25 protein-coding genes and 1 pseudogene are annotated in these 24,390 nt (G+C 71.0%); 14 read left to right on the forward strand and 12 right to left on the reverse strand.

Going from position 1 to position 24,390, the window contains the following annotated elements; all coding sequences use genetic code 11:
• The 3 genes from ACTOQ2_RS11830 to ACTOQ2_RS11840 all read right to left on the reverse strand — a co-directional run.
• Positions 1–470 (reverse strand): CoA-binding protein (locus ACTOQ2_RS11830; RefSeq protein ID WP_440082895.1); only part of this gene is annotated, 470 nt, incomplete at its 3' end.
• Complete coding sequence (gene sucC, locus ACTOQ2_RS11835; protein WP_440099683.1) at positions 470–1,651, reverse strand: ADP-forming succinate--CoA ligase subunit beta; 1,182 nt, start codon at positions 1,649–1,651, stop codon at positions 470–472. The genes ACTOQ2_RS11830 and sucC, both read right to left, overlap by 1 nt.
• A gap of 355 nt (positions 1,652–2,006) precedes the next feature.
• Positions 2,007–2,414 (reverse strand): cobalamin B12-binding domain-containing protein, encoded by a 408-nt coding sequence (locus ACTOQ2_RS11840; RefSeq protein WP_440073307.1) that lies wholly within the window; start codon positions 2,412–2,414, stop codon positions 2,007–2,009.
• Positions 2,415–2,853: 439 nt separating this feature from the next.
• On the opposite strand from ACTOQ2_RS11840, the gene ACTOQ2_RS11845 reads away from it, so the two are divergent.
• The 3 genes and pseudogenes from ACTOQ2_RS11845 to ACTOQ2_RS11855 all read left to right on the forward strand — a co-directional run.
• Positions 2,854–3,732, forward strand: a complete 879-nt coding sequence (locus ACTOQ2_RS11845) for a hypothetical protein (RefSeq protein ID WP_440099684.1) — start codon at positions 2,854–2,856, stop codon at positions 3,730–3,732.
• 270 nt (positions 3,733–4,002) lie between these two features.
• Positions 4,003–4,911, forward strand: coding sequence for a hypothetical protein (locus ACTOQ2_RS11850; protein ID WP_440099686.1), 909 nt, complete (start codon positions 4,003–4,005; stop codon positions 4,909–4,911).
• A 21-nt stretch (positions 4,912–4,932) separates the two neighbouring features.
• A pseudogene (locus ACTOQ2_RS11855) lies at positions 4,933–5,118 on the forward strand (IS30 family transposase); the annotation flags it as partial.
• 76 nt (positions 5,119–5,194) lie between these two features.
• Here the strand turns inward: ACTOQ2_RS11855 and ACTOQ2_RS11860 are convergent.
• Together ACTOQ2_RS11860 and ACTOQ2_RS11865 are read right to left on the reverse strand one after the other, a co-directional pair.
• Positions 5,195–5,914, reverse strand: coding sequence for a TetR/AcrR family transcriptional regulator (locus ACTOQ2_RS11860; RefSeq protein ID WP_440099687.1), 720 nt, complete (start codon positions 5,912–5,914; stop codon positions 5,195–5,197).
• A 92-nt stretch (positions 5,915–6,006) separates the two neighbouring features.
• Complete coding sequence (locus ACTOQ2_RS11865) at positions 6,007–7,227, reverse strand: FAD-dependent monooxygenase (protein WP_440099688.1); 1,221 nt, start codon at positions 7,225–7,227, stop codon at positions 6,007–6,009.
• A gap of 72 nt (positions 7,228–7,299) precedes the next feature.
• On the opposite strand from ACTOQ2_RS11865, the gene ACTOQ2_RS11870 reads away from it, so the two are divergent.
• The 3 genes from ACTOQ2_RS11870 (at position 7,300) to ACTOQ2_RS11880 (ending at position 8,702) form a co-directional block, all read left to right on the forward strand.
• A complete protein-coding gene (locus ACTOQ2_RS11870) occupies positions 7,300–7,446 on the forward strand; it encodes a hypothetical protein (protein ID WP_440099689.1) in 147 nt (48 codons plus the stop codon).
• A gap of 126 nt (positions 7,447–7,572) precedes the next feature.
• The gene (locus ACTOQ2_RS11875) at positions 7,573–8,286 is read left to right on the forward strand and encodes an SDR family oxidoreductase (RefSeq protein WP_440099690.1); all 714 of its coding nucleotides are present in this window, start codon (positions 7,573–7,575) and stop codon (positions 8,284–8,286) included.
• The gene (locus tag ACTOQ2_RS11880; RefSeq protein ID WP_440099691.1) at positions 8,268–8,702 is read left to right on the forward strand and encodes a hypothetical protein; all 435 of its coding nucleotides are present in this window, start codon (positions 8,268–8,270) and stop codon (positions 8,700–8,702) included. The genes ACTOQ2_RS11875 and ACTOQ2_RS11880 overlap by 19 nt, the downstream gene beginning before the upstream one ends.
• An 80-nt stretch (positions 8,703–8,782) precedes the next feature.
• On the opposite strand, the gene pcrA is transcribed toward ACTOQ2_RS11880, so the two are convergent.
• Positions 8,783–11,041: a DNA helicase PcrA gene (pcrA, locus tag ACTOQ2_RS11885; protein ID WP_440099891.1), complete on the reverse strand. Its 2,259-nt coding sequence runs from the start codon at positions 11,039–11,041 to the stop codon at positions 8,783–8,785.
• A 125-nt stretch (positions 11,042–11,166) separates the two neighbouring features.
• Between pcrA and ACTOQ2_RS11890 the strand changes: the two genes are divergently transcribed.
• Together ACTOQ2_RS11890 and ACTOQ2_RS11895 are read left to right on the forward strand one after the other, a co-directional pair.
• The gene (locus tag ACTOQ2_RS11890) at positions 11,167–11,886 is read left to right on the forward strand and encodes a PIG-L deacetylase family protein (protein ID WP_440073319.1); all 720 of its coding nucleotides are present in this window, start codon (positions 11,167–11,169) and stop codon (positions 11,884–11,886) included.
• A gap of 163 nt (positions 11,887–12,049) precedes the next feature.
• Entirely contained in the window at positions 12,050–12,832 is a 783-nt protein-coding gene (locus ACTOQ2_RS11895) for an ABC transporter permease (RefSeq protein WP_440099692.1), read from the forward strand.
• On the opposite strand, the gene ACTOQ2_RS11900 is transcribed toward ACTOQ2_RS11895, so the two are convergent.
• The 6 genes from ACTOQ2_RS11900 to ACTOQ2_RS11925 form a co-directional block, all read right to left on the reverse strand.
• A complete protein-coding gene (locus tag ACTOQ2_RS11900) occupies positions 12,781–13,791 on the reverse strand; it encodes a CPBP family intramembrane glutamic endopeptidase (RefSeq protein WP_440099892.1) in 1,011 nt (336 codons plus the stop codon). The two genes, ACTOQ2_RS11895 and ACTOQ2_RS11900, sit on opposite strands and share 52 nt — an antisense overlap.
• Positions 13,792–13,909: 118 nt before the next feature.
• Positions 13,910–14,173: a WhiB family transcriptional regulator gene (locus tag ACTOQ2_RS11905; RefSeq protein ID WP_362678664.1), complete on the reverse strand. Its 264-nt coding sequence runs from the start codon at positions 14,171–14,173 to the stop codon at positions 13,910–13,912.
• A gap of 223 nt (positions 14,174–14,396) precedes the next feature.
• Positions 14,397–15,071 (reverse strand): neutral zinc metallopeptidase, encoded by a 675-nt coding sequence (locus tag ACTOQ2_RS11910; protein ID WP_440099693.1) that lies wholly within the window; start codon positions 15,069–15,071, stop codon positions 14,397–14,399.
• A gap of 190 nt (positions 15,072–15,261) precedes the next feature.
• Positions 15,262–16,731 (reverse strand): glutamate-cysteine ligase family protein, encoded by a 1,470-nt coding sequence (locus ACTOQ2_RS11915; protein WP_440099694.1) that lies wholly within the window; start codon positions 16,729–16,731, stop codon positions 15,262–15,264.
• Positions 16,732–16,823: 92 nt separating this feature from the next.
• On the reverse strand, positions 16,824–17,462 hold the full coding sequence (locus ACTOQ2_RS11920) for a response regulator transcription factor (RefSeq protein ID WP_350943408.1): 639 nt from the start codon (positions 17,460–17,462) through the stop codon (positions 16,824–16,826).
• Between the two features lie 139 nt (positions 17,463–17,601).
• The gene (locus ACTOQ2_RS11925) at positions 17,602–18,816 is read right to left on the reverse strand and encodes a PspC domain-containing protein (protein WP_440099695.1); all 1,215 of its coding nucleotides are present in this window, start codon (positions 18,814–18,816) and stop codon (positions 17,602–17,604) included.
• 142 nt (positions 18,817–18,958) lie between these two features.
• Between ACTOQ2_RS11925 and ACTOQ2_RS11930 the strand changes: the two genes are divergently transcribed.
• The 6 genes from ACTOQ2_RS11930 (at position 18,959) to ACTOQ2_RS11955 (ending at position 24,235) form a co-directional block, all read left to right on the forward strand.
• Positions 18,959–20,575, forward strand: coding sequence for a PspC domain-containing protein (locus ACTOQ2_RS11930; protein ID WP_440099696.1), 1,617 nt, complete (start codon positions 18,959–18,961; stop codon positions 20,573–20,575).
• On the forward strand, positions 20,565–20,771 hold the full coding sequence (locus tag ACTOQ2_RS11935; protein WP_440099697.1) for a hypothetical protein: 207 nt from the start codon (positions 20,565–20,567) through the stop codon (positions 20,769–20,771). The genes ACTOQ2_RS11930 and ACTOQ2_RS11935 overlap by 11 nt, the downstream gene beginning before the upstream one ends.
• Before the next feature lie 75 nt (positions 20,772–20,846).
• Positions 20,847–21,422: a CGNR zinc finger domain-containing protein gene (locus tag ACTOQ2_RS11940; RefSeq protein WP_440099698.1), complete on the forward strand. Its 576-nt coding sequence runs from the start codon at positions 20,847–20,849 to the stop codon at positions 21,420–21,422.
• A 177-nt stretch (positions 21,423–21,599) separates the two neighbouring features.
• Positions 21,600–22,043 (forward strand): VOC family protein, encoded by a 444-nt coding sequence (locus tag ACTOQ2_RS11945; RefSeq protein WP_440099699.1) that lies wholly within the window; start codon positions 21,600–21,602, stop codon positions 22,041–22,043.
• Positions 22,044–22,049: 6 nt separating this feature from the next.
• Positions 22,050–22,940, forward strand: coding sequence for a pyridoxamine 5'-phosphate oxidase family protein (locus ACTOQ2_RS11950; protein WP_440099700.1), 891 nt, complete (start codon positions 22,050–22,052; stop codon positions 22,938–22,940).
• Between the two features lie 185 nt (positions 22,941–23,125).
• The gene (locus ACTOQ2_RS11955) at positions 23,126–24,235 is read left to right on the forward strand and encodes an SRPBCC domain-containing protein (protein WP_440099701.1); all 1,110 of its coding nucleotides are present in this window, start codon (positions 23,126–23,128) and stop codon (positions 24,233–24,235) included.
• Positions 24,236–24,390: the final 155 nt, after the last annotated feature.

Raw genomic sequence — 24,390 nt, forward strand, 5'->3', positions numbered from 1 at the left:
CCCGACTTCGAGACCAGGCCGATACGGCCGGCGCTGGTGATGTCGGCCGGGATGATCCCCGCGTTGGAGGCGCCGGGCGAGGCGATGCCGGGGCAGTTGGGCCCGATGATCCGGGTCTTGCCGCCCTTGGCGACCGCGTACGCCCAGAACTCGGTGGTGTCGTGGATCGGGACGCCCTCGGTGATGACCACGCAGAGCGGGATCTCGGCGTCGATGGCCTCCTTGACGGCGTCCTTGGTGAACGCCGGGGGCACGAAGACGACCGACACGTCGGCGCCGGTCTCCTTGATGGCCTCGGCGACGGTGCCGAAGACGGGCAGGCCCTCGTGGACGGTGCCCGCCTTGCGGGCGTTGACGCCGCCGACGACGCGGGCGCCGGAGGCGAGCATCCGGCGGGTGTGCTTGGTGCCCTCACCGCCGGTCATGCCCTGGACGATGATCTTGCTGTTCTCGTTCAGCCAGATGGCCATTACGCACCTACCGCGGCGAGCTCGGCGGCGCGCTTGGCCGCATCGTCCATGGTGTCCACCAGTTCGACGCCGGAGAGCTTGGCGTCGGAGAGAATCTGACGCCCGAGTTCGGCGTTGTTGCCGTCCAGACGGACGACCAGCGGGCGGCTCACGCTCTCACCGCGGGCGTCCAGCAGCTGGAAGGCCGAGACGATGCCGTTGGCGACCGCGTCGCAGGCGGTGATGCCGCCGAAGACGTTGACGAAGATCGACTTCACCGCGGGGTCGGAGATGATGATCTCCAGGCCGGCCGCCATCACCTCGGCCGAGGCGCCGCCGCCGATGTCGAGGAAGTTGGCGGGCTTGGGCTGACCGGGGAACGCCTCGCCCGCGTAGGCGACGACGTCCAGGGTCGACATGACCAGGCCGGCGCCGTTGCCGATGATGCCGACGGAACCGTCGAGCTTGACGTAGTTGAGGTCCTTGGCCTTGGCCGCGGCCTCCAGCGGGTCCTCGGCGGCCTTGTCCTCGAAGGCCGCGTGGTCCGCCTGGCGGAAGGACGCGTTGTCGTCGAGGGTGACCTTGCCGTCGAGGGCCTTCACCTGGCCGTCGGCGGACAGGATCATCGGGTTGACCTCGACGAGGGAGGCGTCCTCGTCGACGAAGGCGCACCAGAGCTTCTCGATGAGCTCGGCGGCGCCGTCGAGCGCGGCCTCCGGCAGCCCTCCGGCCTGGGCGATCTCGCGGGCCTTGGCCCGGTCGACGCCGTCCAGGGGGGAGACCGGGATCTTGGCGACCTTCTCGGGGGTGTTGTGCGCGACCTCTTCGATGTCCATGCCGCCCGCCGCGGAGCAGATGGCGAGGAACGTACGGTTGGCGCGGTCGAGCAGGAAGGAGAAGTAGTACTCCTCCGCGATCGCGCTGGCTTCCTCGATCAGGACCTTGTGGACCGTGTGGCCCTTGATGTCCATGCCGAGGATGTCGGTGGCCTTCCGCTCGGCGTCGGCGGCGTCGTCGGCGACCTTCACGCCTCCGGCCTTGCCTCGACCACCGGTCTTGACCTGGGCCTTGACAACGACACGGCCGGTCAGCTGCTCGGCTGCCGCCCGTGCCTCCTCCACGGTGTGCGCGACCACGCCGCGCGGCACCGGGATGCCGTACTCCGCGAAGAGCTCCTTCGCCTGATGTTCGAACAGGTCCACGAGGGTCCGTCCTTGCTTGTCCGGCTGGTGTACAGATGTGAGCGAGCCGACTCCATGATCCAAGGGGGAGCCCGGCGGTTTTGCGCCAATGAAGCCTAGCCCGCCTCATGGCATGACCAGGTAACCGGGTTCCAGATCGTACGCCCCGAACGCTGTCCGCGCCGAACCGGCCGGTCCGGCCGCCGGTCCCGCGAGCCGGTTCACCGGGTCGGCGGGCGATCTGTCAGAGGTTCGTCGGACAGGCGAGGGGCGACCGGAGCACCGGCGAGAGGTCCGGCGAGAGACCCGTCGGACGGTGGGAGACCGTCAGATGGACTCAGACGGACGCGGCATCGTCAAACGGGCGAGAGAACCGTCAGACGGGCGAGGGGATCGCGCTCCGCACCCAGTCGACGATCTCCTGGGTGGTGGCGCCCGGGGTGAAGACGCGTGCGACGCCCATCTCCTGGAGGGCGGGCATGTCGGCCTCGGGGATGATCCCGCCACCGAACACCACGATGTCGCTCGCGTCGTTCTCCTTAAGCAGCTCCAGCACCTTGGCGAAGAGCGTCATGTGCGCGCCCGACAGGATGGACAGCCCGACCGCGGCGGCGTCCTCCTGGATCGCGGTGCGCACGATCTGCTCGGGCGTCTGGTGCAGGCCGGTGTAGACGACCTCCATCCCGGCGTCCCGCAGCGCCCGCGCCACGATCTTCACGCCCCTGTCGTGACCGTCCAGCCCCGGCTTGGCGATGACGACGCGGATCCTTGACACGGCATCCATCCAGACCTCCTTGTCTGCGCTCCCCTCGCGACGTGGGAGCTGTCCGCAGCGTAACCGGCCGCGCCGCGCCGGGCTCGGCGGGCCACCGCGAACCACGGTACAGCGGTACGAATTTCACCGCCTTTCCGTACGGCGCCACGGCCCGTCTCCCCCGGCGGCCGCGCCCCGGCTGAACCGGCCGGAATACCCGGAATACGCTGCGGAACCGGGGCCGCACGGAAAAGGGAAACTGACCGTCCGTGATTGTTCGGAAACGAAGCCGCGTTCCCGGTATAGGAGATGACGGCGTGCCAAAGGCCGGCAGGACCTCTCTGCACCGAATGTGCACGGTTAATTCAAGGCAATCCGCCAAATACGCTACCGTTCCGTGATCTTTCTCCATAAGAATGTGTCGTCCCTCCCCCAGCGGGGCGGAGGGATCAATCAGGAGGACATCCCTTTGAAGCGATACATCGCCGGGCTGGCGTGCGCCGCAACGGCCATGCTGGGCGTTCCGGCGCTGGCATCGACCGCGCACGCACAGGCCGCCGATCCGATCAGCGCACTGAAGAAGCAGTTCAAAAACGGCCGGGGCGTGACGTACGTCGACACCACGAAGGGGCGCGCCTCGTACGGCAGCGCGGTCGTGGCTCAGCGCAAGGGGGTGTTCCAGTTCGGCGCCTCCGGAATCAACGCGTCCGACCAGACCACCAAGCTGCGCATCAAGGCGAGCGACATCGCGGAGATTACCGAGAACCTGAGCGAGGAGGAGAGCAAGGTACTGGTCGGTCTGACCAAGCCCGAGCGGGTGATCCGCGTCAAGAACACCTCCTACGTCTCCGGCGGCATCTTCGGCCAATTCCTGCCCGAGGACAAAACGTGGCTTAAATTGCCGGGCGTTCTGGGCAACACCGGCCGGTTGAGCCAGCTCGTCAACCCCGCCGAACCCGCGACGCTCAAGGCCCTGCTCGCGCGCGCCACGGTCAAGCGCCCGACCGCCTACTCGGGAAAGATCACTTTCGGCGAGCTCTACAAGGTCTCACCGTGGTTCCGGGCCGGCATCTTTGTTCCCCCGACGGCCAAGCAGTCGAAGACCGTGGTGCAGTGGAAGCTGGTTCTCGGCTCCGACCTGCTCGCCAGGAGCCTGACCACCACCTACCCCGGGACCGCCCTGTCCACCGCGCCGGGGACGACCATCTCGGTCGAGACCCGCTACACCGGCTGGGGCTCCAGGGTGACGGTCAAGGCGCCGCCGGCCGATCAGATCGCCAAGCCGGGCGATCTGGACGAGGGCGTGGAGACCGACACCCCCATCCCCCTGCTGAGCGGCGGCAGCTGATCACCCGGGGCTGATCACACGGCACCGGTTCGTCCCGCGCTGATCACACCACACCGATCGCACGGCACCGATCGTCCCGCGCTGATCACATCTCGCACCACACGGGCCGCGCCCGGCGGGTTTCCTCCGCCGGGCGCGGCCTGCGGCGTCCGCCGATGGCGCGGAGCCCGGCACCTCTGTCGATTCTTGATCCAATATTTCGGGATATAGGGAAGAATCTTCTTCCGCCCTCCGCGACGACGCGAGGACACCTACGGGAGGACCCCCTCGATGAGGCGAATCATCGCCGCCCTGACCGGCGCCACCATGGCAGCCCTGATCGTTCCCACGCTGGTGACCGTCGCCCCGGCGGGCGCCACGACCACCCGGACCGCCCAGGCCGGCGCGGCCGACCCGGTCTCGGCGCTGAAGCGCCAGTTCAGGACCCACCGGGGCGTGAAGCTCACCGAGAACACGAAGATCGTCGGTGAGGGCAAGAAGAACCGGACGATCTTCACCCGGCGGAGCGGGGTGCTGGAGTTCGGCAGGACCGGCATGGTCGCCTCGGACCTGACCACCAAGTTCAACCTGCCTGTGCCGGACAGCGAGCTCAAGGGCCTGTTCACCCCGTCGCGGACGATCTCGCTGAAGGGCGTCAGCTACACCTCGGGCGGCATCTTCGCCGAGTCCATGCCCGAGGGCAAGAAGTGGCTGCGCACGCCCAGTGGCACGCTCTCCCTGGTCAGTGCCTTCCAGCAGATCATCAGCACCGTCGAGCCCGGCACGCTCAGGGCGACCCTCGCCCACACCCGCGCCAAGCGCCCCGGCGGGACGTGGGACGGCACCCGGACCACGGTCCACTCGGGCACGATCACGCTGGCCGAGCTCTTCAGGGTCTCTCCCGCGGTACGCACGATGCTGGGCAGGAAGCCCACCGGCAGGTCCGCGACGCTCCCGGTGACCTGGAAGATCTATCTCGGCTCCGACCAGCTGGTCCGCCGGATCGTGTCGTCGTACACGGAGTTCACCCAGGGCCTCAACAGCACCGAGCTGACCTACGTCAACGACACCCGCTACACCGGCTGGGGCACCAAGGTCACGATCAAGGCACCGCCCGCCGGCCAGGTGGTCGAATTCGACGAGCTCCTCGGCGACGTCACCCAGCCCGAGGACCCCGTCCAGGAGCTCTTCAAGGGCTGAACCGGCCCAGGGGGACCGGACCGGACCGGACGATGGCGTAACGGACGCGATCCGACCGGCAGGCACGTGGGGGCGCCACCGATCACATCGGCGGCGCCCCCAGCCGTGCGTGGCCGCTACCCGGACGAGACCGAGCGGATCCACCTCGCCGATCGGGTGCGGGAGAAGACATCGATCCGGGAGATCGCGCGCGAGCTCGGCCGGGCCACGCGCAGGCCCCGCCGCCTGGCCCACGCCGCGTCGGCTGATCCGCGGCTGAACGGCACGGCCTCGAGGACGCGGGTCATCTGGTTCCGGCGGCGCCCGCCGCGACGAGTCCCAGGAGGTTGTCGTGAATCTCGGTGAACCGGGTCCGCACCGCTTCCGCGGCCTTGGCGACATCGCGCGCGGCGGGGTCGTGAGGCCGTTCGAGCAGCAGGTGGACGGTGTCGGCGAGGGCGGTTTCCGGATCGTCGATGCTGAGCGGGCCTGCGACATCGACGTTGTTCATGACGGTGCTGAACCCGACCAGCACGGCGTGCAGGGCGTACATCTGCTTGGACAGCGGGAGATCGTCGCGCACGATCCCGTGGTCGCGCAGGATCGTCACGACCGCGTTGCCCAGCGCGCTCGTGGTGGCCTCGGCGAAGCGCTCCTGGTCGGCGGGGCGGTGGAGCAACTGCCGTAGGGCGCTGTCGTCGCTCATGAGCCACCGCAGCCACGGGTTGCCCAGTGTCGTGCGGATGAGCAGCGGAGCGAGACGGCGGGGCAGGATGGACTGCGGGTCCTGGGCGATCTGGGTGTTGATGGTCTCGATCCAGGCCAGTACCTCGCGCGCGGCCAGCCCCACGAGCAGGTCTTCCTTGGTCTCCCAGTACAGGTAGACCGTGCCCTTGCCCACGCCCGCGGCCGCGGCGATCTCGGCGATGGTCACCTTGCGGACGCCGTGTGCGAGGACCAGCTCGCGCGCGCTGTCGAGGATTCTGGCCGCCTTGACGGAGTCGTGTTCGATCAGCCGTCTCACCGTCGGGGTTCCTCCCGTTCGCTCTTCGGCGGCATGATGTCACGTGGATTCACGGAGGTGAACCCTACCGTGCGGCGGGACCCGGGTCCGGGTCACGTCCAGGCGATGTCGATCGTCTTCATCCGGGAAGCCTTGCTGCGGTGTTTGGCCTCCGAGAGGAGCGTTCTGCCGAGCGTGGTCCCCGCCACGTGGTCGAAGACGAACCGGAGCCCGTACTCGGTGCGGCCGGCCGGGACGAAGAGCTTGCGCATGGCCATGCCGGAGCCCTGGTGGAACTCGATGAAGGGGCGGAGTCTCTCCTCCCAGGCGCGCAGCGCCCGCGGTACGTCTCCGGGATACCGCTCCAGCATCGTGCCCAGCACGTCGGCCCCGGCCAGGCCGCTGGAGGCCCCCATCCCGGAGTAGAGGGTCAGGCACCACGCCGAGTCGCCGACGAGCACCACCCTGCCCTGGTGCCACGTGTCGAGCCGCACCTGCTCGGCGGTGTCGAACAGGCGGTCAGGCGCCTGCTCGAACCGGTCGAGCAGCCAGCCGAGCGTCGCACCCGTGGACTCCGGTCCGAACACCGCCCGCAGCGAGTCGATGGCGGGCCGGGTGAACTCGCCGTCCACGTCGTCGGTCCGGTAGTTGAACAGCACCGTCGGTGGCCGGTCGGCGAAGGCGAACACCCATGCCGACCGGCCCAGCTCGGACATGACGATTCCGTCAGTGCCCCGGAAACCGGGGACCGGGCCGGGCAGGGCACACGCCGCGAGCATGTAGCCGAGACGGTGAAGGCGGCCCTCATCGGGCCCGAACGCCAGCCGGCGCACGGTCGAGCGCAGGCCGTCGGCCCCGACCACGAGGTCGAACCGTTCGGTGGTCACCGTCCCCGCGGCCCGGTCCTCGATGTCAACCCGCACGCTTTCCGCGTCCTGGCGTAGCGCGACCGGAACGGACGAGTAGCGGATCTCCACGTCCTCGGGCAGGGCGTCGAACGCCGCCTGCTCGACGTCGCCGCGCACGACCGGGCGTGACTCGCCGGCCACGGCCTCGGTGAAGCCCATGCCGCGCCGCCGTCGGCCTGCGCGATCGACGTTGTAGTAGGCGATGTCCGTCGAGAAGCGGTTCGGCACCTCGATGCCCAGGCGCTCCGCCGCGGTGATCCCGGTGCCGAAGAGGGTGAGGAAGTACCCGCCGCGGCGGCGTTCGGCTGCTTTCTCCAGGACGACAACGTCCCAGCCCGCCTTGCGCAACCGCAGCGCGGAGGCGGTTCCGCTGACGCCGAGCCCGACTACGAGAGCCCGCTGTCGCGGGGTGGTGTTCGTCTTCATGTCCGCAGACTATAGTCTCTGACCAGATTGGTCATATGGTCAGTCTCGTTCGATGTGAACGGAGTTCCCGCCATGCCAACCGTTTTCGTCCACGGCCTCCCCGAGACGCGGGAGGTCCGGGAGCCGCTGCTCGTCGAGCTCGGCCACTGGTGGATGGCACAGGACCCCGGCCGTGGCGCCCGGGTACCCACCGATTTCCGGGACTCGTTGGACCGCTGACGAGCCGAGCGGCTCGAACTGTCGAGCGGGTGCGATCGGCGGTCACATTCAGCCCCTCGTCCTTGTCCTGCTTGTCGAGTCGACGAGAAAGGACGGGACGCAATGATGAAGAAGGAAGGAAACGCGATGAGGATGGCGGTGGCCGGGGGAACCGGCTGGGTCGGCAGGCTGGTGGTCGAGCGGGCGCGCGAGCAGGGCCACGAGGTCGTGGTGATGTCCCAGTCGAGTGGCGTCGACCTGATAACGGGAGCCGGTCTCGACGACGCGCTGCGCGGTGTGGACGTCGTGATCGACGTGGCGAACGTGACGACGCTCAGCCGCAAGACGTCGGTGGCGTTCTTCGAGACCGAGACACGCAACCTGCTGGCGGCGGAGGAGCGGGCGGGCGTACGCCACCACGTGCTCCTGTCGATCGTCGGGGTCGACCGGGTCGACTCGGGCTACTACATCGGCAAGCGCCGCCAGGAGGAGCTGGCGCTGGCCGGCCCGATCCCGGTGACGCTCCTGCGGGTGACGCAGTTCCACGAGTTCGCGGCGCAGATGCTCGACAAGGTGCCCGGCCCGGTGAAAGTGGCGCCGTTGATGCTGAGCCGGCCGGTCGCCGCCTCCGAGGTCGCCGTCGAGCTCGTGCGCCTGGCCGAAGGCCCCGCCCAGGGCCGGGCGACCGAACTGGCCGGCCCCGAGGTGCTGACGATGGCATCGATGATGCGCCGCCTGGCCAAGGGCAAACTGGTGCTGACGGTGCCCGCCGGCAAGGCGATGGCGAACGGTGGCGTGCTGCCGGCCGGCGACTTCCGCAGCGGGAAGATCACCTTCGAGCAGTGGGCGGCGTCGCGATGACCGTGACGGCCAAGCGCTGGATGGCCGGGGTGCTGGCGGTGGCGGCGGCGTACCAGGGGGTGTGGGCGGCGGCGTTCCCGCGGTCGTTCTACGACGACTTCCCGGCGCCGGGGTTCCACTGGGTGGCGGCGCTCGGCCCGTACAACGAGCATCTGGTCGTCGACATGGGGGCGCTCAACCTGGCGCTGCTGGTGCTGAGCGTGTGGGCGCTGCGCCGGCCGACCCGGGAGTCCCTGGTGGTGACCGGGGGCGCATGGTCGATCTACAACGCGATCCACTTCCTGTGGCACATGCTGCACCTGCACGTCTTCCCCGTCATCGACAAGGTCAGCGTGGCGGTGATATTGGGTGGCCTCCTGATCCTCTCGATCCTCATGATGCTGCCCGTCAAGGAGCCCGGACCCGGTCCTTCCTGACGCCTCGGCGAGGACGCCGGGCAAACGCGCCAACCGCTCCCGGGCCCTTCCGGCTTCCCCGGACGCTCATCCGGGGAAGGCTAGAGCTTCTCCAGGGGCGCGTACGCCAGCAGCAGGGTCTTCTCTCCCCCGCCACCGAAGTCGATCTTGACCTTGGTCTTCTCCGCGACACCGTCCACGGACACGACCGTGCCCAGGCCGAACTGGTCGTGGGTGATCCGGTCGCCGGGGGACAGGTTGGGGATCTGCCTGCCGCCGGGCTTCCTGGCCGGGGCGGGACGGGAGTCGCGGCGGGTGGCGGCGCTCCAGGCGCTCTTCTCCGGGTCACTGCGCCAGTCGACCAGCTCGGACGGGATCTCGGCGACGAACCGGGAGGCCGGGTTGAACGCGGGCGAGCCCCAGGAACTGCGGACGGCCGCCCTGGAGATGTAGAGGCGCTGCTCGGCCCGGGTGATGCCGACGTAGGCCAGGCGGCGCTCCTCCTCCAGCTCCTTGGGCTCGCCGAGCGAGCGCATGTGCGGGAAGACGCCGTCTTCCATGCCGGTGAGGAACACCACCGGGAACTCCAGCCCCTTCGCGGTGTGCAGCGTCATCAGCGTCACCACACCCTGGCCGCCGTCGGCCGCCGGGATCTGGTCGGCGTCGGCGACCAGGGAGACCTGCTCCAGGAACTCCACCAGCGTGCCCTCGGGGTTGGCCTCCTCGAACTCGGAGGCGACCGAGATCATCTCGTCCAGGTTCTCCAGGCGGCTCTCGTCCTGCGGGTCGTTGGAGGCCGTGAGCTCCAGGCGGTAACCGGTGCTCGCCAGCACCTCCTGGGCCAGCTCCGAGGGCGTCATGTCGTCGGCCTTCACCATGAGCTCGTCCATCAGCGCGACGAACTCCTTGATGGCCTTGAGCGAGCGGGTGGCCATGCCCGGCGCGTCGTCCGCCCGGCGGAGCCCCTCCCAGTAGGGGATCCGCTCCCTGGTCGCGAACGCCTCGACCATCGCCTCGGCACGCTCGCCGATGCCGCGCTTGGGCACGTTGAGGATGCGGCGCAGCGACACCACGTCGTTCGGGTTGGACAGGAAGCGCAGGTAGGCGAGCAGGTCGCGGACCTCCTTGCGCTCGTAGAAGCGCACCCCGCCCACCACCTTGTACGGCAGGCCGGTCCGGATGAAGATCTCCTCGAACACCCGGGAGGCGGCGTTGGTCCGGTAAAACACCGCGACCTGGCCGGGCACGACGTCCTCGTGGTCGGTGAGCCTGTCGACCTCCTGCGCGACGAACATGGCCTCGTCGTGCTCGTTGTCGGCGACATAGCCGATGATCTTCGCCCCGGCGCCCTGGTCGGACCAGAGGTTCTTGGGCTTGCGGCTCGCGTTGCGCGAGATCACCGCGTTCGCGGCGGACAGGATCGTCTGGGTGGAGCGGTAGTTCTGCTCCAGCAGGATCGTCCTGGTCTGCGGGTAGTCGCGCTCGAACTCCAGGATGTTGCGGATCGTCGCGCCACGGAAGGCGTAGATCGACTGGTCGGCGTCACCGACCACGCACAGCTCGGCCGGGGCGACCCCGCCCTCCCCACCCTCCCCGACCATGTCCCCGTCGGCGGTGCGCAGCTCGGGACGGCCGGCGATCTCGCGGATCAGGGTGTACTGGGCGTGGTTGGTGTCCTGGTACTCGTCCACCATGATGTGGCGCCAGCGGAGCCGGTAGTGCTCGGCCACGTCGGGGAAGATCTGAAACAGCGTCACTGTCAGCATGATGAGGTCGTCGAAGTCCATCGCTCCGGCCTCGGTGAGCTTCCGCTGGTAGTTGCGGTACGCCTCGGCGAGCTTGCGCTCCAGGTGGGTGGACGCCTGGGCCGACGCCGTCTCGTAGTCGATCAGCTCGTTCTTGAAGTTGCTGACCTGGGCGGAGAACGATCTCGGCGGGTAGCGCTTGGGGTCGAGGTCCATCTCGCGGCAGACCATCGCCATCAGCCGCTGGGAGTCGGCCTGGTCGTAGATGGAGAAGCTCGTCGGGAAGCCCAGGCGCTTGGCCTCGCGGCGCAGGATCCGCACGCACGCGCTGTGGAAGGTCATCACCCACATCGCCGCCGAGCGCGGGCCGATGAGCCGGTCGACCCGGTCCTTCATCTCCCTCGCGGCCTTGTTGGTGAAGGTGATCGCCAGGATCTCCTGCGGCTGCACGCCCCGCTCGCCCAGCAGGTAGGCGATGCGGTGGGTCAGCACCCGGGTCTTGCCGGAACCCGCGCCCGCGACGATGAGCAGGGGGCTGCCGTGGTGCACGACGGCCTCGCGCTGCTGGGGGTTGAGCCCGTCGAGCAACGGATGGGTCAGGGAAGAGGCTGGGATCGACACGTCCCCTAGGTTAGAGCGACCGACCGACAACCGGGTCCAGCCATCGCAAAGGAATGCGGGTGGACTCCCCCGCGGTTGTGATGACGGAGCGGTACGCGGAAAAACGGAAAGGTCTTCTCATGCTGCCCGAGAACGAGATCAACCGCGTATTGGCGGTCACCGCACACCCCGACGACGTCGACTTCGCCGCCGCGGGCACGATCGCGCTGTTCACCGATCGAGGCGTCGAGGTGACCTACTGCGTGGTCACCGACGGTGACGCGGGCGGCTTCGACCGCGAGCTGGACAACGGCGGCATGGCCGAGTTGCGCCGGACCGAGCAGTCCAACGCCGCCAAGGCCGTCGGCGTGACCGACGTGCGCTACCTCGGCCACCACGACGGGACCGTGGTGCAGAGCCTGGAGCTGCGGCGTGACATCACCCGGGTCATCCGGCAGGTCAGACCCGACCTGGTGATCACCCACAGCCCCGAGCGCAACCACCGGTTCATCGCCCCCAGCCACCCCGACCACCGCGCGGTCGGCGGCTGCGCCCTCGACGCCGTCTATCCCGACGCGCGCAACCCGTACACCTTCCCCTCGCTGCTGCTCGACGAGGGGCTGGAGGCCTGGACCGTCCGCGAGGTGTGGCTCAACGGCGGCCCGACGCCCGACCACCACGTGGACGTCACCGACACCTTCGACCGCAAGCTCGCCGCCCTGCGCGCCCACGCCAGCCAGATCGGCCACCTGGAGGACTTCGAGAGCTTCCTGCGGGGCCGCTTCTCGCAGATCGCCGTCGAGGCGGGCTTCGGCGAGGGCCGCTACGTCGAGGCCTTCCAGCGGGTCCCCACCGCCTGATCCTCCCGAGGGCCCGAAGAGCGCCGCAGAAGGGCGGGCCACGACCGGACCACCGCTCCCGCCGGGAGTCCGAAGGGCACCCGGCGGGAGGAGCCGGGCCCTCCTCGAGGTCGCCGCCGGGGACCTGGGAACCTGGAAGGCACCCGACGGGAGGTCCGCGCCGTTGAACAGCATCGACCTGTCCCTCGCCACCGCCGTCGTCGTCCTCCTGCTGGCCGTCGGAGCCGCCGCCGTCACCCGGCTCGGCCGCCTCGGGCACGCGCCCGCGGTGCTCGTGGCGTGCCTGCGCGCCGCCGCCCAGCTCGGCGCGGTCTCCCTGATCATCGTGTGGGCCGTCGAGCACGCGCTCGCGGTGGCGGTCTTCGTGCTGGTCATGTACGGGGTGGCGAGCGTGACCGCGGGACGCAGGATCACCTCGGGTTCCGCCGTCCGGTGGGCCGCGGTGCCCATCGCGGCCGGGACCCTGCCGGTCCTTGCCCTGCTGTTCGGCAGCGGCGTCGTCCCGCCGCTGGGCATCACGCTGATCCCGGTCGCGGGCATCCTGCTGGGCGGGTGCCTGACGGTCACGGCCCTCGCCGGACGGCGGGCCCTGGACGAGCTGGCCCACCGGCGCGGCGAGGTGGAGGCGGCGCTCTCGCTGGGCTTCTCCGAGCGGGACGCGGCGCTGGAGATCTGCCGCCCGCCCGCGGCGCAGGCGCTGGTGCCCGCGCTGGACCAGACGGGAACCGTGGGCCTGGTCACGCTGCCCGGCGCCTTCGTGGGGATGCTCCTGGGCGGAGCCGGCCCGCTCCAAGCCGGAGTGGTGCAGCTCGTCGTGCTGGTCGCGCTGCTGGCCGCGGAGGCGGTGGCCGTGGTCGTCACGATCGAGCTCGCCGCCCGCGGCCGCTTCGGCGGTCAGCGGCCGGGGGCGGGCCTGTCCGGCGGGGCCAGGCGGGCGAACAGGTAGCCCAGGGAGTTGGTCGCGACGTGGAACATCGCGGGAGCGGCCAGGCCTCCTCTCCTGCGCAGCTCGGTGAAGAGCACCCCGGCGAGGCCCGTCGTGATCACCGACCCGGCCACGACGCGCGCCACCTGCCACGCGGGCGCCCTCCCGGGCACCCCGGACCCGCCCGGTGTGCCCTGCGCGTCATGCGCGTCATGCGCGTTCCGCGTGTCCGTTCCGGTGGGCGTGTCCTGTGTGCCCTGCGCGTTCTGCGCGTCCGTTCCGGTGGGCGTGTCCGAGGCGCCGGGGGTGTGCTCGCTCCCCGGCCCGCCCCCGGGCCCGCTCCCCGGGCCCTCCGTACCGGGGTGACGGGCGGCCGGGGCGTCGGGGGCCTCCCCCGCGGCCAGGCGGCTCAGGGCGGGGTTGGCGGCCATCATGTCGACGGCGGGCAGGATGTGCCAGAGGCCGAAGAGAACCGAGGAGACCGCGGTCGCCGTACCGTGGCCGTGGGAGCGGGCGACGAGGGCGTGCAGCACCCCGCGGAAACCGACCTCCTCGAGCAGGACCGTGCCGACCGGCACCTGGAGCAGGGCCTCCTCCAGCGCGCGGGCGCGGGACAGGGACAGGGCGCGCTCGTCGCGGAAGAACCGGCGGGTGGCCGGGACGGCGATGCCCGCCGCGTAGGCCGCGGCCACGGCGGAGACGAGCGCGCCGCCGATCCGCAGGCCCCGCGCGCGCCGGTGGAATCCCAGCTCGGCCCAGGAGAGCCCGGAACGGCGGGCCATGACGACCAGCGCGCCGGTGGCCGCGGCCGAGGTCAGCGGCGCCAGCCTCGGCGCCACGCGGTTGTTGAGCACGTTGGCCGCCACCAGCACGGCCACCGCGCCCCCCTGCACGCCCGCCCGCGTGCCCGCGGACACACCGGGTACACCGGGCACCACCTCGGGTCCGGCGCACGCGGCTCGCCCCGGCTCACGCTCCATGCCCACGACTGCCCACGACTCCCTCGGACGCCGTCTCGCGCCCCGCGTGCCGGGCCGCGCCGGGGACCGTGATCTTCGGGATCCCCTCGAATCCGGTTCGAGGCTACGCGATCGGAGCTCAGCCCGCGGCGGCCTGGCGCCAGCCGGCGGGGAAGCGCAGGAGACGGCGTTCCCGCACCGTCAGGCCTCCCCAGATCCCCTCGGGCTCGGCCGCGCGGAGCGCGTAGGCCCGGCACTCCTTCAGCACCGGGCACCGCTCGCAGACCGCCTTCGCCCGCGCCTCGTGCTCGGCCGACTGCGTGAGCGGGAAGAACAGCTCGGGGTCGCTCGTACCGCAGGCACCCCGCGCGGCCCAGCCGATATCCCGCACCGTCGTCCGCATGACATCGCCCCCTGATCGCCCCCTGGTGGCCGGCGTCCTCAGCCAGACTAGGCGGACCCCGGCGGCGGGACATCAGCCTCTCGACGGATTCACCCGTACTCATCGCGGCGTACTCCGGTGGCGCGCCACCCCCGTGACACCCCGTGGCGCCCCAGCGGCGCCCCGGCGCCACCCCGTGGCGCCCTCGTGGCCCGCTCCGGCGCCCGCGTCGCGCGACGCGGCCTCAGCAGGCGGTCGTCCCCTGGTTGTATCCCTTGGCGAACAGCTCCTGGCGCTGGCCCGCCGTGCCGTGGGCGTCCGGGCGCAGCCAGTCGTCGGTGGGGTCGCCCGCCGCGGCGAGGTTGATCAGGAGCTCGTCCTCGTCGCCGGGCTCGGTCTGCAGCGAGCCGCCCTTGACGAGCGCCCCCAGGGTTCCCCCGGCGTAGCAGTCAGCCTGGAGCTCCTGCTCGATGTTCAGGCGGAACGCGGTGTTCAGCTGCGCCTGCACCGCGTGCCCGAACTCGTGCGGGATGATCACATAGACCGAGCCGTCGCCCATCCGCTCGTAGAGCTCGTTCATCCACTTCTCGTCGTAGGCGATGAAGTGTCCCGCCGAGCAGTAGAAGGCGTTGTTCGGCACCGACGGCCGCCCGCCGCAGTCGGGCCCGTTCTCTCCCTGGTAGGCGACGAACGCGGTGACCGGGCGGTAGGTCAGCCCGGCCGCTGCGAAGGTCTGCTTCCAGTAGGCCTCGCTGAGCTCCCTGGCCAGCTCGACGTCCGACTCGAACGTCTGCCCCCGCGTGCTGGGCGTGGCCTGCTCACCGGTGGGGCCGGCCTCCGGTTCCGTGCCCTCCCCCACGCTCCCGCAGGCGGTGACGGCCGCCAGGACCAGGGCCAGGAAAAAGGAGAACGCTCTCATGGGCCCATCGTGACGGAGTCCGCGGCCCCGCGCGAGCGATCGGTGCGACCGGGGACCGGCGCGAAGGCGGAGGCGGAGGCGGCACGGCGGGCCTCATCGGCCTCGCAACAGCGACCCCACCGGCGTTCCGGGCGTTCCGGCGGCTCCGGCGGTTCAGTCCGCGGTCCCGGAAACGATCTCAGCCGCGGTCTCACGGGGACGGCCAGGTGTGGACGGGCTCGTTGGTGTGCATGTTCTCGATGTAGCGCAGGGTCATCCGGCGCAGCGCCTCGTGCCTGTCGAGCTCGCCGAGCGCGTTCACCGCGTCGATCTGCCAGCTCGCCCCGGTCGTGCCCGTCAGGCAGCGCTGCTCGACGATCCCCAGCAGCCGGTCCCTGGCCCCGGGGTCCACCCCCCACAGGTCGAGTCCCTCGTGGGCGAGCGGCAGCAGGCGGCGCAGGACCAGCTCCGACGCGACCACCTCGCCGAGCCCCGGCCAGAACAGCCGGGCGTCCAGGCCGTACCGGGCGGCGGCGTGCAGGTTGTCCTCGGCCGCGGCGAACGACATGCGCGTCCAGACCGGGCGTTCGGCGTACGGGAGGACGCGCATGAGCCCGTAGTAGAAGGCGGCGTTGGCGGCGACGTCCGCCACCGAGGGCCCGGCGGGCAGCACCCGGTTCTCCACCCGCAGGTGCGGGGTGCCGTCCACGACCGCGTAGACCGGCCGGTTCCACCGGTAGACGGTGCCGTTGTGCAGGGTCAGTTCGCCGAGCTGCGGGGTGACGCCGCGCGCCAGCTCCTCGCGCGGGTCCTCGTCGTCGCACAGGGGCAGCAGCGCGGGGAAGTAGCGGGCGTTCTCCTCGAAGAGATCGAAGACCGAGGTGATCCACCGCTCGCCGAACCACACCCTGGGCCGCACCCCCTGGGTCTTCAGCTCCACCGGGCGGGTGTCGGTGGCCTGCTCGAACAGCGGGATCCTGGTCTCCTGCCAGAGCCTGCGGCCGAACAGGAACGGGGAGTTGGCCGCCAGCGCCACCTGGGGGCCCGCGATGGCCTGGGCGGCGTTCCAGTTGGCGGCGAACGCCTCGGGGCTGACCTGGAGGTGGAGCTGGAGGCTCGTGCAGGCGGCCTCGGGGGTGATGCTGTCGGCGTAGGCCTCCAGGAACTCCTCGCCCTCGATCGACAGGTGCAGGTCCTCGCCCCTGGCCGCGAAGATCTGCTCGTTGAGGAGCTTGTAGCGGGGGTTGGCCGACAGCGTGCCCTCGTGTACGTCGCTCTCTCGCAGCGTGGGCAGGATCCCGACCATCACCATGTGCCCGCCGACGGTACGGGCCCGTTCCTCGGCATGGTTGAGCCGGTCCCTGATCACCTTCTCCAGCCGGGCCGCGCCGTCCCCCTCCAGGGATTCGGGCAGGACGTTGATCTCCACGTTGAACTGGCCCAGCTCGGTCGCCCAGTCGGGCTCGGCGATGGCCTCCAGCACCTCGACGTTCTTCATGGTGGCCTCGCCGCGCTCGTCCACGAGGTTGAGCTCGATCTCCAGCCCGGCCCTGGGCTCGTCGAACTCGAACCTGGACTCGCGCAGCATCTGCGCGAAGACGTCAAGGCACCGGCGGACCTTGTCCCGGTAGCGCCGCCGGTCCTCGCGGCTGAACACCATCGCAGGTACATCGCGTCCCATACTTCGCAGAGTCGCACAGAAGTAACTGTTCGTACAGAAGTCCGCGAGGTGAGGATGCCGTGGAAGCCGGGGACGCCGGGGACGCCGGGGATTCAGACCAGGCGCCGCGCCGTGGCCCAGCGGGACAGCTCGTGACGGTTGGAGAGCTGCAGCTTGCGCAGCACGGACGAGACGTGGGTCTCCACGGTCTTCACCGAGATGAACAGCTCCTTGGCGATCTCCTTGTACGCGTAACCGCGGGCGATCAGCCGCAGCACCTCGCGCTCACGCTGGGTGAGCGAGTCGAGCTCGGGGTCGATCGGCGGGGCCTCGCTGGAGGCGAACGCGTCCAGCACGAACCCGGCCAGCCTCGGGGAGAAGACCGCGTCGCCCTCGGCCACCCGGCGGATGGCGTCGGTGAGCTCGCGCCCGCTGATGTTCTTGGTCACGTATCCCCTGGCACCGCCCCGGATCACGCCGATGACGTCCTCCGCCGCGTCGGAGACCGACAGGGCGAGGAAGCGGACCGTGGAACCTGAGCCGAGCACCCGGCGCAGCACCTCCTGGCCGCCGCCGCCGGGCATGTGCACGTCGAGCAGGACCACGTCGGGCCCCAGCGCGGCGATCGCCTTGACCGCGGACTCCACGTCCTCGGCCTCCCCGATCACCTCGATGGAGTCGCCCAGCTCGGCCCGCACGCCGGAGCGGAACAGGCGGTGGTCGTCGACGATCAGGACCTTCACCACACTCATCGGACTTCTTCCCCTCGCGGTCCCGAGGGCCGCTCTCCTGCTCGTCGCGGTCCCGAGGGTGATCCTGAGATCCGCTCTCCGGCCCGCCGCGATCCCGGGGGCGGGGCCCCGGCTCGCCGCGTCGTGGCTCGCTCGCCGCTCACGTCTTCTCCAGCTTCATGGTCAGCATCACTTCCGTGCCCTCGCCGGGCTCGGTCCGCACACGGGCGCTGCCCCCGTGGCGCTCCATCCTGCCGATGATCGACTGGCGGATACCCATACGATCCTCGGGCACGTCGTCCATGTCGAACCCGATCCCCCGATCTCGGACGAAGACGGTGACCTCATCCGGTTCCGTCTCGGCGTACACGGAGACGACCTCGGACCCGGAGTATTTCGCGGCGTTGACCATCGCCTGCCTCGCGGCCTGCATCATCGCGGACAGCTCGGGGGTGAGCGGGCCGTCGCCGACGCAGACGACCTCGATCGGCACCCCGTGCGCGTCCTCCTCCTCGGCCGCGACCCGCCGCACGGCCGCGGCCACCGACGCGTCGGCGTCCTGCTGGGGCTGGTAGAGCCAGTTGCGCAGCTCACGCTCCTGGGAGCGGGCCAGCCGCATCACCTCGCGCGGGTCCTGGGCGTTGCGCTGGATGAGCGTCAGGGTGTGCAGCACCGAGTCGTGCACGTGCGCGGCCACCTCGGCGCGTTCCTCCTGCCGGATGCGCTCGCGGCGTTCGCGCTGCAGCTCCTTCCACAGGGCGGCCAGCCAGGGCGCGGCGATCAGCGCGACACCGCCCACGACCACCAGGGTGAACACGATGCCCGGGCGCGCGTTGCCCAGCTCGTCGTTGGCCACCAGGAAGCCGATCGCGCCGACCACGACGAGCACGAGCCCGAGGAAGGTGCGGACCCGGTTCTGGCGGACCTGCCCGACGGTGTTGCTCATCCAGCGCTGCCGCCGGTCGGGATCGGCCTGCTGCCACAGGATCAGCGAGCCGATACCGCCCACGGCGATCGGCCAGGCCCCGATCCCGGCACCCGAGGCGCCGGTGAGCCAGCCCAGGGCCATCAGCGCCAGCCCGATCGCGCTGTACGCGGTGATCTGGCTCCAGTCCCTCCCCGGCTCCCTGCCCTCGTACGGCTCGCGCGGGGTGAACATCCACAGGGCGGCGTACGCCAGGGTGCCGAAACCGTCCAGGACGGTGAGCAGCACGAAGGCCAGCCGCAGCACGACCGGGTCGAGCCGGAGCTGGGCGGCGGCACCCTGGGCCACCCCGGCGACCAGCCGCCCCTCCATCGGTCTCACCAGGCGAGGGAAGGGGGCGTCGTCGGAGGTCACGGGCGCCGCGTCGCGAACTGTCTGTCGGTCAGCCATATCGTCAGCATCGTCACATGAACCAGCCTGCCAGTGCATCAGGCGTTCCCCTGAAGCGACCCTGAGAGAGACGTACCCTCTCCGGGACGACTCAGGGGTCTCCCGGATGCGTCATGGGCCGGGAAAGGCCACGATGAGGAACATGAACGACACCGGGCGGGCCCAGGATCCGGCGAGCTCGCCGTCCGCCTCCTCCCCCTTCGAGAAGCGCGACTTCGAGAAGCGCGACCTGAGGCGCAGCAACGAGGGGCGCATGCTCACGGGTGTCTGCGCGGGCCTGGGGAGATACACCCGGATCGATCCCGTGGTGCTCCGGGTCGGTTTCGCGGTGCTGGTGCTCGGCTCCGGAATCGGCATCATGCTCTACATCGCGGCATTCCTGCTGATGCGCGAGACCGACGGCGGCCCCGGCTACCTGGAGCAGTGGGTCCGGCGCGACTTCGACGGCGAGACGGTCCTGACCCTGCTGACCGGCCTGTTCGCCCTCGGACTGATCGTCAACGTCTCCTCGGACGGCATCGGCACCGGCACGGTCGTGGTCGGCACGGTATTCGCCATCGCCCTGCTCGCCGCCCATTCCCGCGGGGTCGACCTGCTGGCCGTGGCGAGGTCGCTGCCCGACCGGCTGCGCAGGCACCGCGCCCCGTCCCCGTCCCCGTCCGGCCGGTGGCCCGGCTCGCCCGGCTCGCCCGCTCAGGCGCCCGGCGCCGCCGGGCAGCGCCCCGTCGGCGAGCGGGATCCGGTCACTCACGCCGCCGCGTCTCCGGCCGCGTCCCCGGCCACCGAGACGGTCGCGTCTCCGGCCGCCGAGACGGTCGCGGAACCGTACGCGCCCTCGGCCGGCCCGGGATCGGCGACGGTCCCGCCGCCACCCGCCTCCGGGACCCGGCCCATGCCCGCCTTCGAGAACCGTGCCGGGCAGGCGCCGGGCATGCCCCCGGGCCCCGTCGGACCGCCGGGACACGGGCCGCGGGACACCCCGCCGGGCCCGTACGGCGCCGCGAGGCCGTTGTTCGACTCCTCCGGCGAGCCCTTCTCGCCCTACGGCCCCTACCAGCCTCTGGACCCCCGGAGACGGCAGCAGCCGTACCTCCCCTACGACCCGTCCGCGTACCTGGGGACGGTGGTGGCGCCGCCCAGGCCGCGGCGGCGCGGATCGCTCGTCGGGAGCATCACCATCTTCCTGGCCATCATCGTTGGAGGAATCATCGTGGCGATCCAGTCCGCCTCGGGATCGGTCAACATGACGGTCGCCGGCGGCGCGGTACTCGTCGTCATCGGCGCCGGCCTGCTGGTCGCCACCTGGTTCGGCCGGGGAGCGGGGCTGGTCGCGACCGGCACCGTCCTGTCGCTCGCCCTGATCGCGGGGTCCACGCTGGGCGGCGTGCCGAAGAAGTTCGGCGACTACACCTGGCGGCCCACCACCCTGTCCGAGGTGGCGCGCACCTACTCGGTGGACGTGGGAGAGGGCAGCCTCGACCTGGGCGACCTGGCCCTGCCCCCCGGCTCGCGGACCGTCGTGAACGCCTCGGTCTCGGTCGGCGAGATAAGGGTGATCCTGCCCCCGACGGCCAGGGTCGAGGTGAACGGCTCCACCAGGTTCGGCGACGTCAAGATCGACCATGCGGTGGAGGGCGGGGCCGACATCCATCACAACAAGATCCTGGAGCCCGAGGTGCTCCCCGAAGGGGACGTGGCCACCATCGTGCTGAACATCAAGGCCGGCCTCGGGGACGTGGAGGTGCGCCGTGCGGCCTGACCTCGAAGGGACCGAGCGCCGCCGCGTGCACCGCACCGACTGGATGGCCCTGCTCAGCGGGGTGGTGTTCATCGCGGCCGGCATCGTCTTCATCAGCGAGCCGTCCGTACAGCCGCTGGTCATGCTCATGGTCCTGGTGAGCGGCCTGGGCTTCGCGGGCCTGGTCGCCATCCTGGCCAAGGCCATCCGGCGCTAGGTGTCCCGTCCCGGCGGTCGCCGGCGACGGCAGGACCTCACGGCAAAAGACCACATCAGGCATTAGGATCGGAGTATGTCGGCCCTGGAGTTCGTCAGCACCGTCCGCGCGACGCGGGCCGGTCTGACGGACACGCTCGCCGACGTCGAGGGCATGACCGCGTGGGGCCGGGCGCACGCCGCCGAGCTGGGGATCGACCCGGGCTTCCTCGCCTCGGAGGAGCTGCGGAACGAGGTGGTGGAGCTGCGGCAGGCCGTGCGGGCGCTCTTCGCCAGGGCTGTGGAGCCGGGCCCCGCGAGCGGCGCGGACGCGCACCGGCTCCCGGGGTTCGCCGAGTCGCTCGACCTGGTCAACGCCGCGGCGCTGGCCGTGCCGCTGGCCGCGCGGCTGGAGTGGCCCGCCGGCGACGCTCCCCGCGCATGGGCCGTCCCCGGCGACGGGGCCACGGAGTCGGCGCGGATCCGGGCGGCCCTGGCGACGTCGGCGATCGAACTGCTGGCCGGACCCCGGCGCGAGCGGCTCCGCACCTGCCCCGCGCCGCGCTGCGTGCTCTACTTCCTCAAGGAGCACGCCCGGCAGGAGTGGTGCTCGGTCGGCTGCGGCAACCGGGCCCGCGCGGCCCGCCACTACCACCAGCACCGCGACGGCTGACCCCGCCCGGCCGACTCTCCCTTCTCACGCCCGACGGGTGGATCTCACGCCTGGATTCCCGCAGGTGTGACTTACGTCATATATTTATAATGGAAAAAATGATGATTGTGCATTAGATTTACCCTGCAGCCAGACTAACGGAACGAGCCGTTAGAAAACCTGAAGGGGAGAGACCAGATGACCTTCCAGACCGGCCACGTCGGCCTCAACGTCTCCGACCTCGACAGGTCCAGGGACTTCTACGTGAAGATCTTCGGCTTCGAGGTCCTCGGCGAGTCCGGCGAGGCGGGCCGCCGGTACGCCTTCCTCGGCCTCGACGGCACGCTGGTGCTCACCCTCTGGCAGCAGAGCGAGGGCCGCTTCGCCACCGGCCTGCCCGGCCTGCACCACCTGTCCTTCCAGGTTCCGGACATCGAGACGGTCCGCCGGGCCGAGACCGCGATCAGGGAGGCCGGTGCCACGCTCCACCACGACGGCGTGGTGGCGCACCGCGAGGGCGCGTCCTCGGGCGGTGTGTTCTTCGAGGACCCGGACGGGATCCGGCTGGAGATCTACGCGCCCACCGGCGCCGAAGGTTCCCCCGTGCCGGTGGCCGCCGCTCCCACCTGCGGCTTCTTCTAAACGACCGTGGAACACGCAGGAGAGCTCGCGGTTCAGCGAAGGGCCGGGGTGCGCGCGGTGGCGCTGGGTTCGGCCAGGACCCGGCCGGAGATCCCGGCGGTGGCGGCCGAGTTCCTGGGGCGGCAGCGGATGCTGCTGATCGGGGCGAGGGGGCGGGACGGGCTCCTGTGGGCGTCAGTCCTGACCGGGCCCGAGGGCTTCGCCCGGGCGCCGGACGAGCGGACGGTCGTGATCGACGCGGTTCCCGGCGAGCACGACCCGCTGGCGGGGCTGGACGGGGGCCAGATCGGGATGCTCGCGATCGAGCCGCGGAGCAGGCGCAGGATGCGGGTCAACGGCACGGTCTCGCGGGAGGGCGGGCGGTTGATCGTCCGTACCGAGCAGGCGTACGCCAACTGTCCCAAGTACATCCAGGCGCGGGAGATCGTCGCGGAACCGGCCGAGCCGGGGGAACCCACCCCCGGCTCCCACGGCTTCTCCTCGGGGACGGTGTTCGGCGACGAGGACCGGGCGTGGATCGAGGGCGCCGACACGTTCTTCGTCGCCACCTCCGCGCCCGGTCTCGGCGCCGACCTGTCACACCGGGGCGGCAACCCCGGGTTCGTCCGGGTACTGGACGACCGGCGGCTGGTCTGGCCGGACTACGTCGGCAACTCCATGTACATGACGCTGGGAAACCTGGAGCTGGACGACGACTGCGGCCTGCTCTTCCTCGACTGGGAGGGCGGCGGCGCCCTGCACCTGACCGGGCATGCCCACGTCGACTGGGATCCGGGCGACGTCCCGGGCGCGCAGCGGCTGGTCCGCTTCGAGGTGGACCGGATCGTCCGCCTACGGGGAGCCAGCCCGCTCCGCTGGGGGCTCGCGGAATACTCCCGCCACAACCCGCCGGTCTGAGGGCGCGGCGCGGCGGGCGCATCGTCCCCGTCAACGGGGGCAGTACCAGGGGAGCGGGCACCGAACTGGAGTGCGGACACGAACCGTCGCAGGAGGTCCGGCCGGGCTTCAGGGCGGCATACTGGCAGTACGCCCCCGTGTAGTCGTAATGTCGCGACAGCGGCCGAGCGGTGAGGAGCGCAGCGATGGCGATGCGATTCGAGCACGAGTTCACGGTTCCCGTACCTGTCGACCAGGCGTGGCCGGTGCTGCTCGACGTCGAGCGGATCGCGCCCTGCCTGCCCGGAGCCGCCGTGGACAAGGTCGAGGATGACTCCTACACCGGCCGGATGAAGATGAGGATCGGGCCGATCACGGTGACGTACCAGGGCCGGGTCGCCTTCGAGAAGGTGGACGAGGACACCCGCTCCATGACCCTCAGGGCCTCCGGCAAGGAGGCCAGGGGTCCGGGCACGGCGGGTGCCACGGTCGTCGCGCGCCTGCACCCCGAGGGCCGCAACACCCGGGTCACCGTCGACACCTCCTTCGACGTGACCGGCCGCCCGGCCCAGGCCGGCCGGGGCGTGATGACCGAGGTCGGCGGGAAGCTGGTCGACAGGTTCGCGGCCAACCTCTCCCGCCTGCTGGGCCACGGCCCCGGCGTGGAGACGGCCGCCGAGACGGTCTCGGGGACGGCCGGCCTGGGCGGCTGGAACGCGAGCGCGAAGCGGGAACCGGCGTCCACGGGGCCGGACGACGTTCCGGCGATCTCGGAGACCTGGGGTCCCGGCCCGGCGCGCCCCGCCGATTCCGACGATTCACGCGAGTCCGTCGACTCCACGACCGCACCCGCCGCGTCCTCCGGTCCTGCCGGTCCCGCGGGTTCGACGGCCTCCGGCCAGGAGAGCCCCGGCACGACCGGCTCGGCGTTCCCCGGCCCGGCAGGCTCGACGGGGCACGGCCCGGAAGGCCACGGGAGCACGACGGCCTCCGGCGGCACGGACCATGGTGCGGCGTCCGGACTGGGCGGCCCCGGCGGCCCGGAGGACCTGAACGGCCCCGGCGTCCCGGACGGGCCGGAGCGTCACCTCAGCGCGGTGCCCACCCCGCCCGGCCTCGCCATCGGCGAGAAGGAGGAGTCCCGCCAGAGCCACCCCGCGGGCACCGCGCGCACCTCGCTCAGCCCCGACGAGGAGGCCCTGAACCTCCTGGAGGTGGCGGGCCTGCCGCTGCTCAAGCGCGTCGCCCCCCTGGTCGCCGCCCTGGCGGGCATCGTCCTGCTCGCCTGGCTGATCCGCCGCGCCCTGCGGCACTAGCCCGCCAGAGCACCGCCCGCGATCGTCAGTAGACGCACCTCTCGGTGTCGTCCGACGTGCAGCCCTCCGGTACGTGAGGCGCCGTGTCGGTCCAGCCGGGCTTCCCGACGGTGATCACGGGAGAGCGCCGGCTTCCTGTGGGGGATTTCGGTGAT

The organism is Streptosporangium sp. H16 (assembly GCF_051918855.1).
Classification (GTDB): Bacteria; Actinomycetota; Actinomycetes; order Streptosporangiales; family Streptosporangiaceae; genus Streptosporangium.

Excerpts from the sequence above, each read along its gene's own strand:
- ACTOQ2_RS11840 (WP_440073307.1), bottom strand. The coding sequence starts at position 2,414 with ATGGATGCCGTGTCAAGGATCCGCGTCGTCATCGCCAAGCCGGGGCTG.
- ACTOQ2_RS11850 (WP_440099686.1), top strand. The coding sequence starts at position 4,003 with ATGAGGCGAATCATCGCCGCCCTGACCGGCGCCACCATGGCAGCCCTG.
- ACTOQ2_RS11865 (WP_440099688.1), bottom strand. The coding sequence starts at position 7,227 with ATGAAGACGAACACCACCCCGCGACAGCGGGCTCTCGTAGTCGGGCTC.
- ACTOQ2_RS11870 (WP_440099689.1), top strand. The coding sequence starts at position 7,300 with ATGCCAACCGTTTTCGTCCACGGCCTCCCCGAGACGCGGGAGGTCCGG.
- ACTOQ2_RS11875 (WP_440099690.1), top strand. The coding sequence starts at position 7,573 with ATGAGGATGGCGGTGGCCGGGGGAACCGGCTGGGTCGGCAGGCTGGTG.
- ACTOQ2_RS11890 (WP_440073319.1), top strand. The coding sequence starts at position 11,167 with ATGCTGCCCGAGAACGAGATCAACCGCGTATTGGCGGTCACCGCACAC.
- ACTOQ2_RS11900 (WP_440099892.1), bottom strand. The coding sequence starts at position 13,791 with ATGGAGCGTGAGCCGGGGCGAGCCGCGTGCGCCGGACCCGAGGTGGTG.
- ACTOQ2_RS11905 (WP_362678664.1), bottom strand. The coding sequence starts at position 14,173 with ATGCGGACGACGGTGCGGGATATCGGCTGGGCCGCGCGGGGTGCCTGC.
- ACTOQ2_RS11910 (WP_440099693.1), bottom strand. The coding sequence starts at position 15,071 with ATGAGAGCGTTCTCCTTTTTCCTGGCCCTGGTCCTGGCGGCCGTCACC.
- ACTOQ2_RS11915 (WP_440099694.1), bottom strand. The coding sequence starts at position 16,731 with ATGGGACGCGATGTACCTGCGATGGTGTTCAGCCGCGAGGACCGGCGG.
- ACTOQ2_RS11920 (WP_350943408.1), bottom strand. The coding sequence starts at position 17,462 with ATGAGTGTGGTGAAGGTCCTGATCGTCGACGACCACCGCCTGTTCCGC.
- ACTOQ2_RS11925 (WP_440099695.1), bottom strand. The coding sequence starts at position 18,816 with ATGGCTGACCGACAGACAGTTCGCGACGCGGCGCCCGTGACCTCCGAC.
- ACTOQ2_RS11930 (WP_440099696.1), top strand. The coding sequence starts at position 18,959 with ATGAACGACACCGGGCGGGCCCAGGATCCGGCGAGCTCGCCGTCCGCC.
- ACTOQ2_RS11940 (WP_440099698.1), top strand. The coding sequence starts at position 20,847 with ATGTCGGCCCTGGAGTTCGTCAGCACCGTCCGCGCGACGCGGGCCGGT.
- ACTOQ2_RS11945 (WP_440099699.1), top strand. The coding sequence starts at position 21,600 with ATGACCTTCCAGACCGGCCACGTCGGCCTCAACGTCTCCGACCTCGAC.
- ACTOQ2_RS11955 (WP_440099701.1), top strand. The coding sequence starts at position 23,126 with ATGGCGATGCGATTCGAGCACGAGTTCACGGTTCCCGTACCTGTCGAC.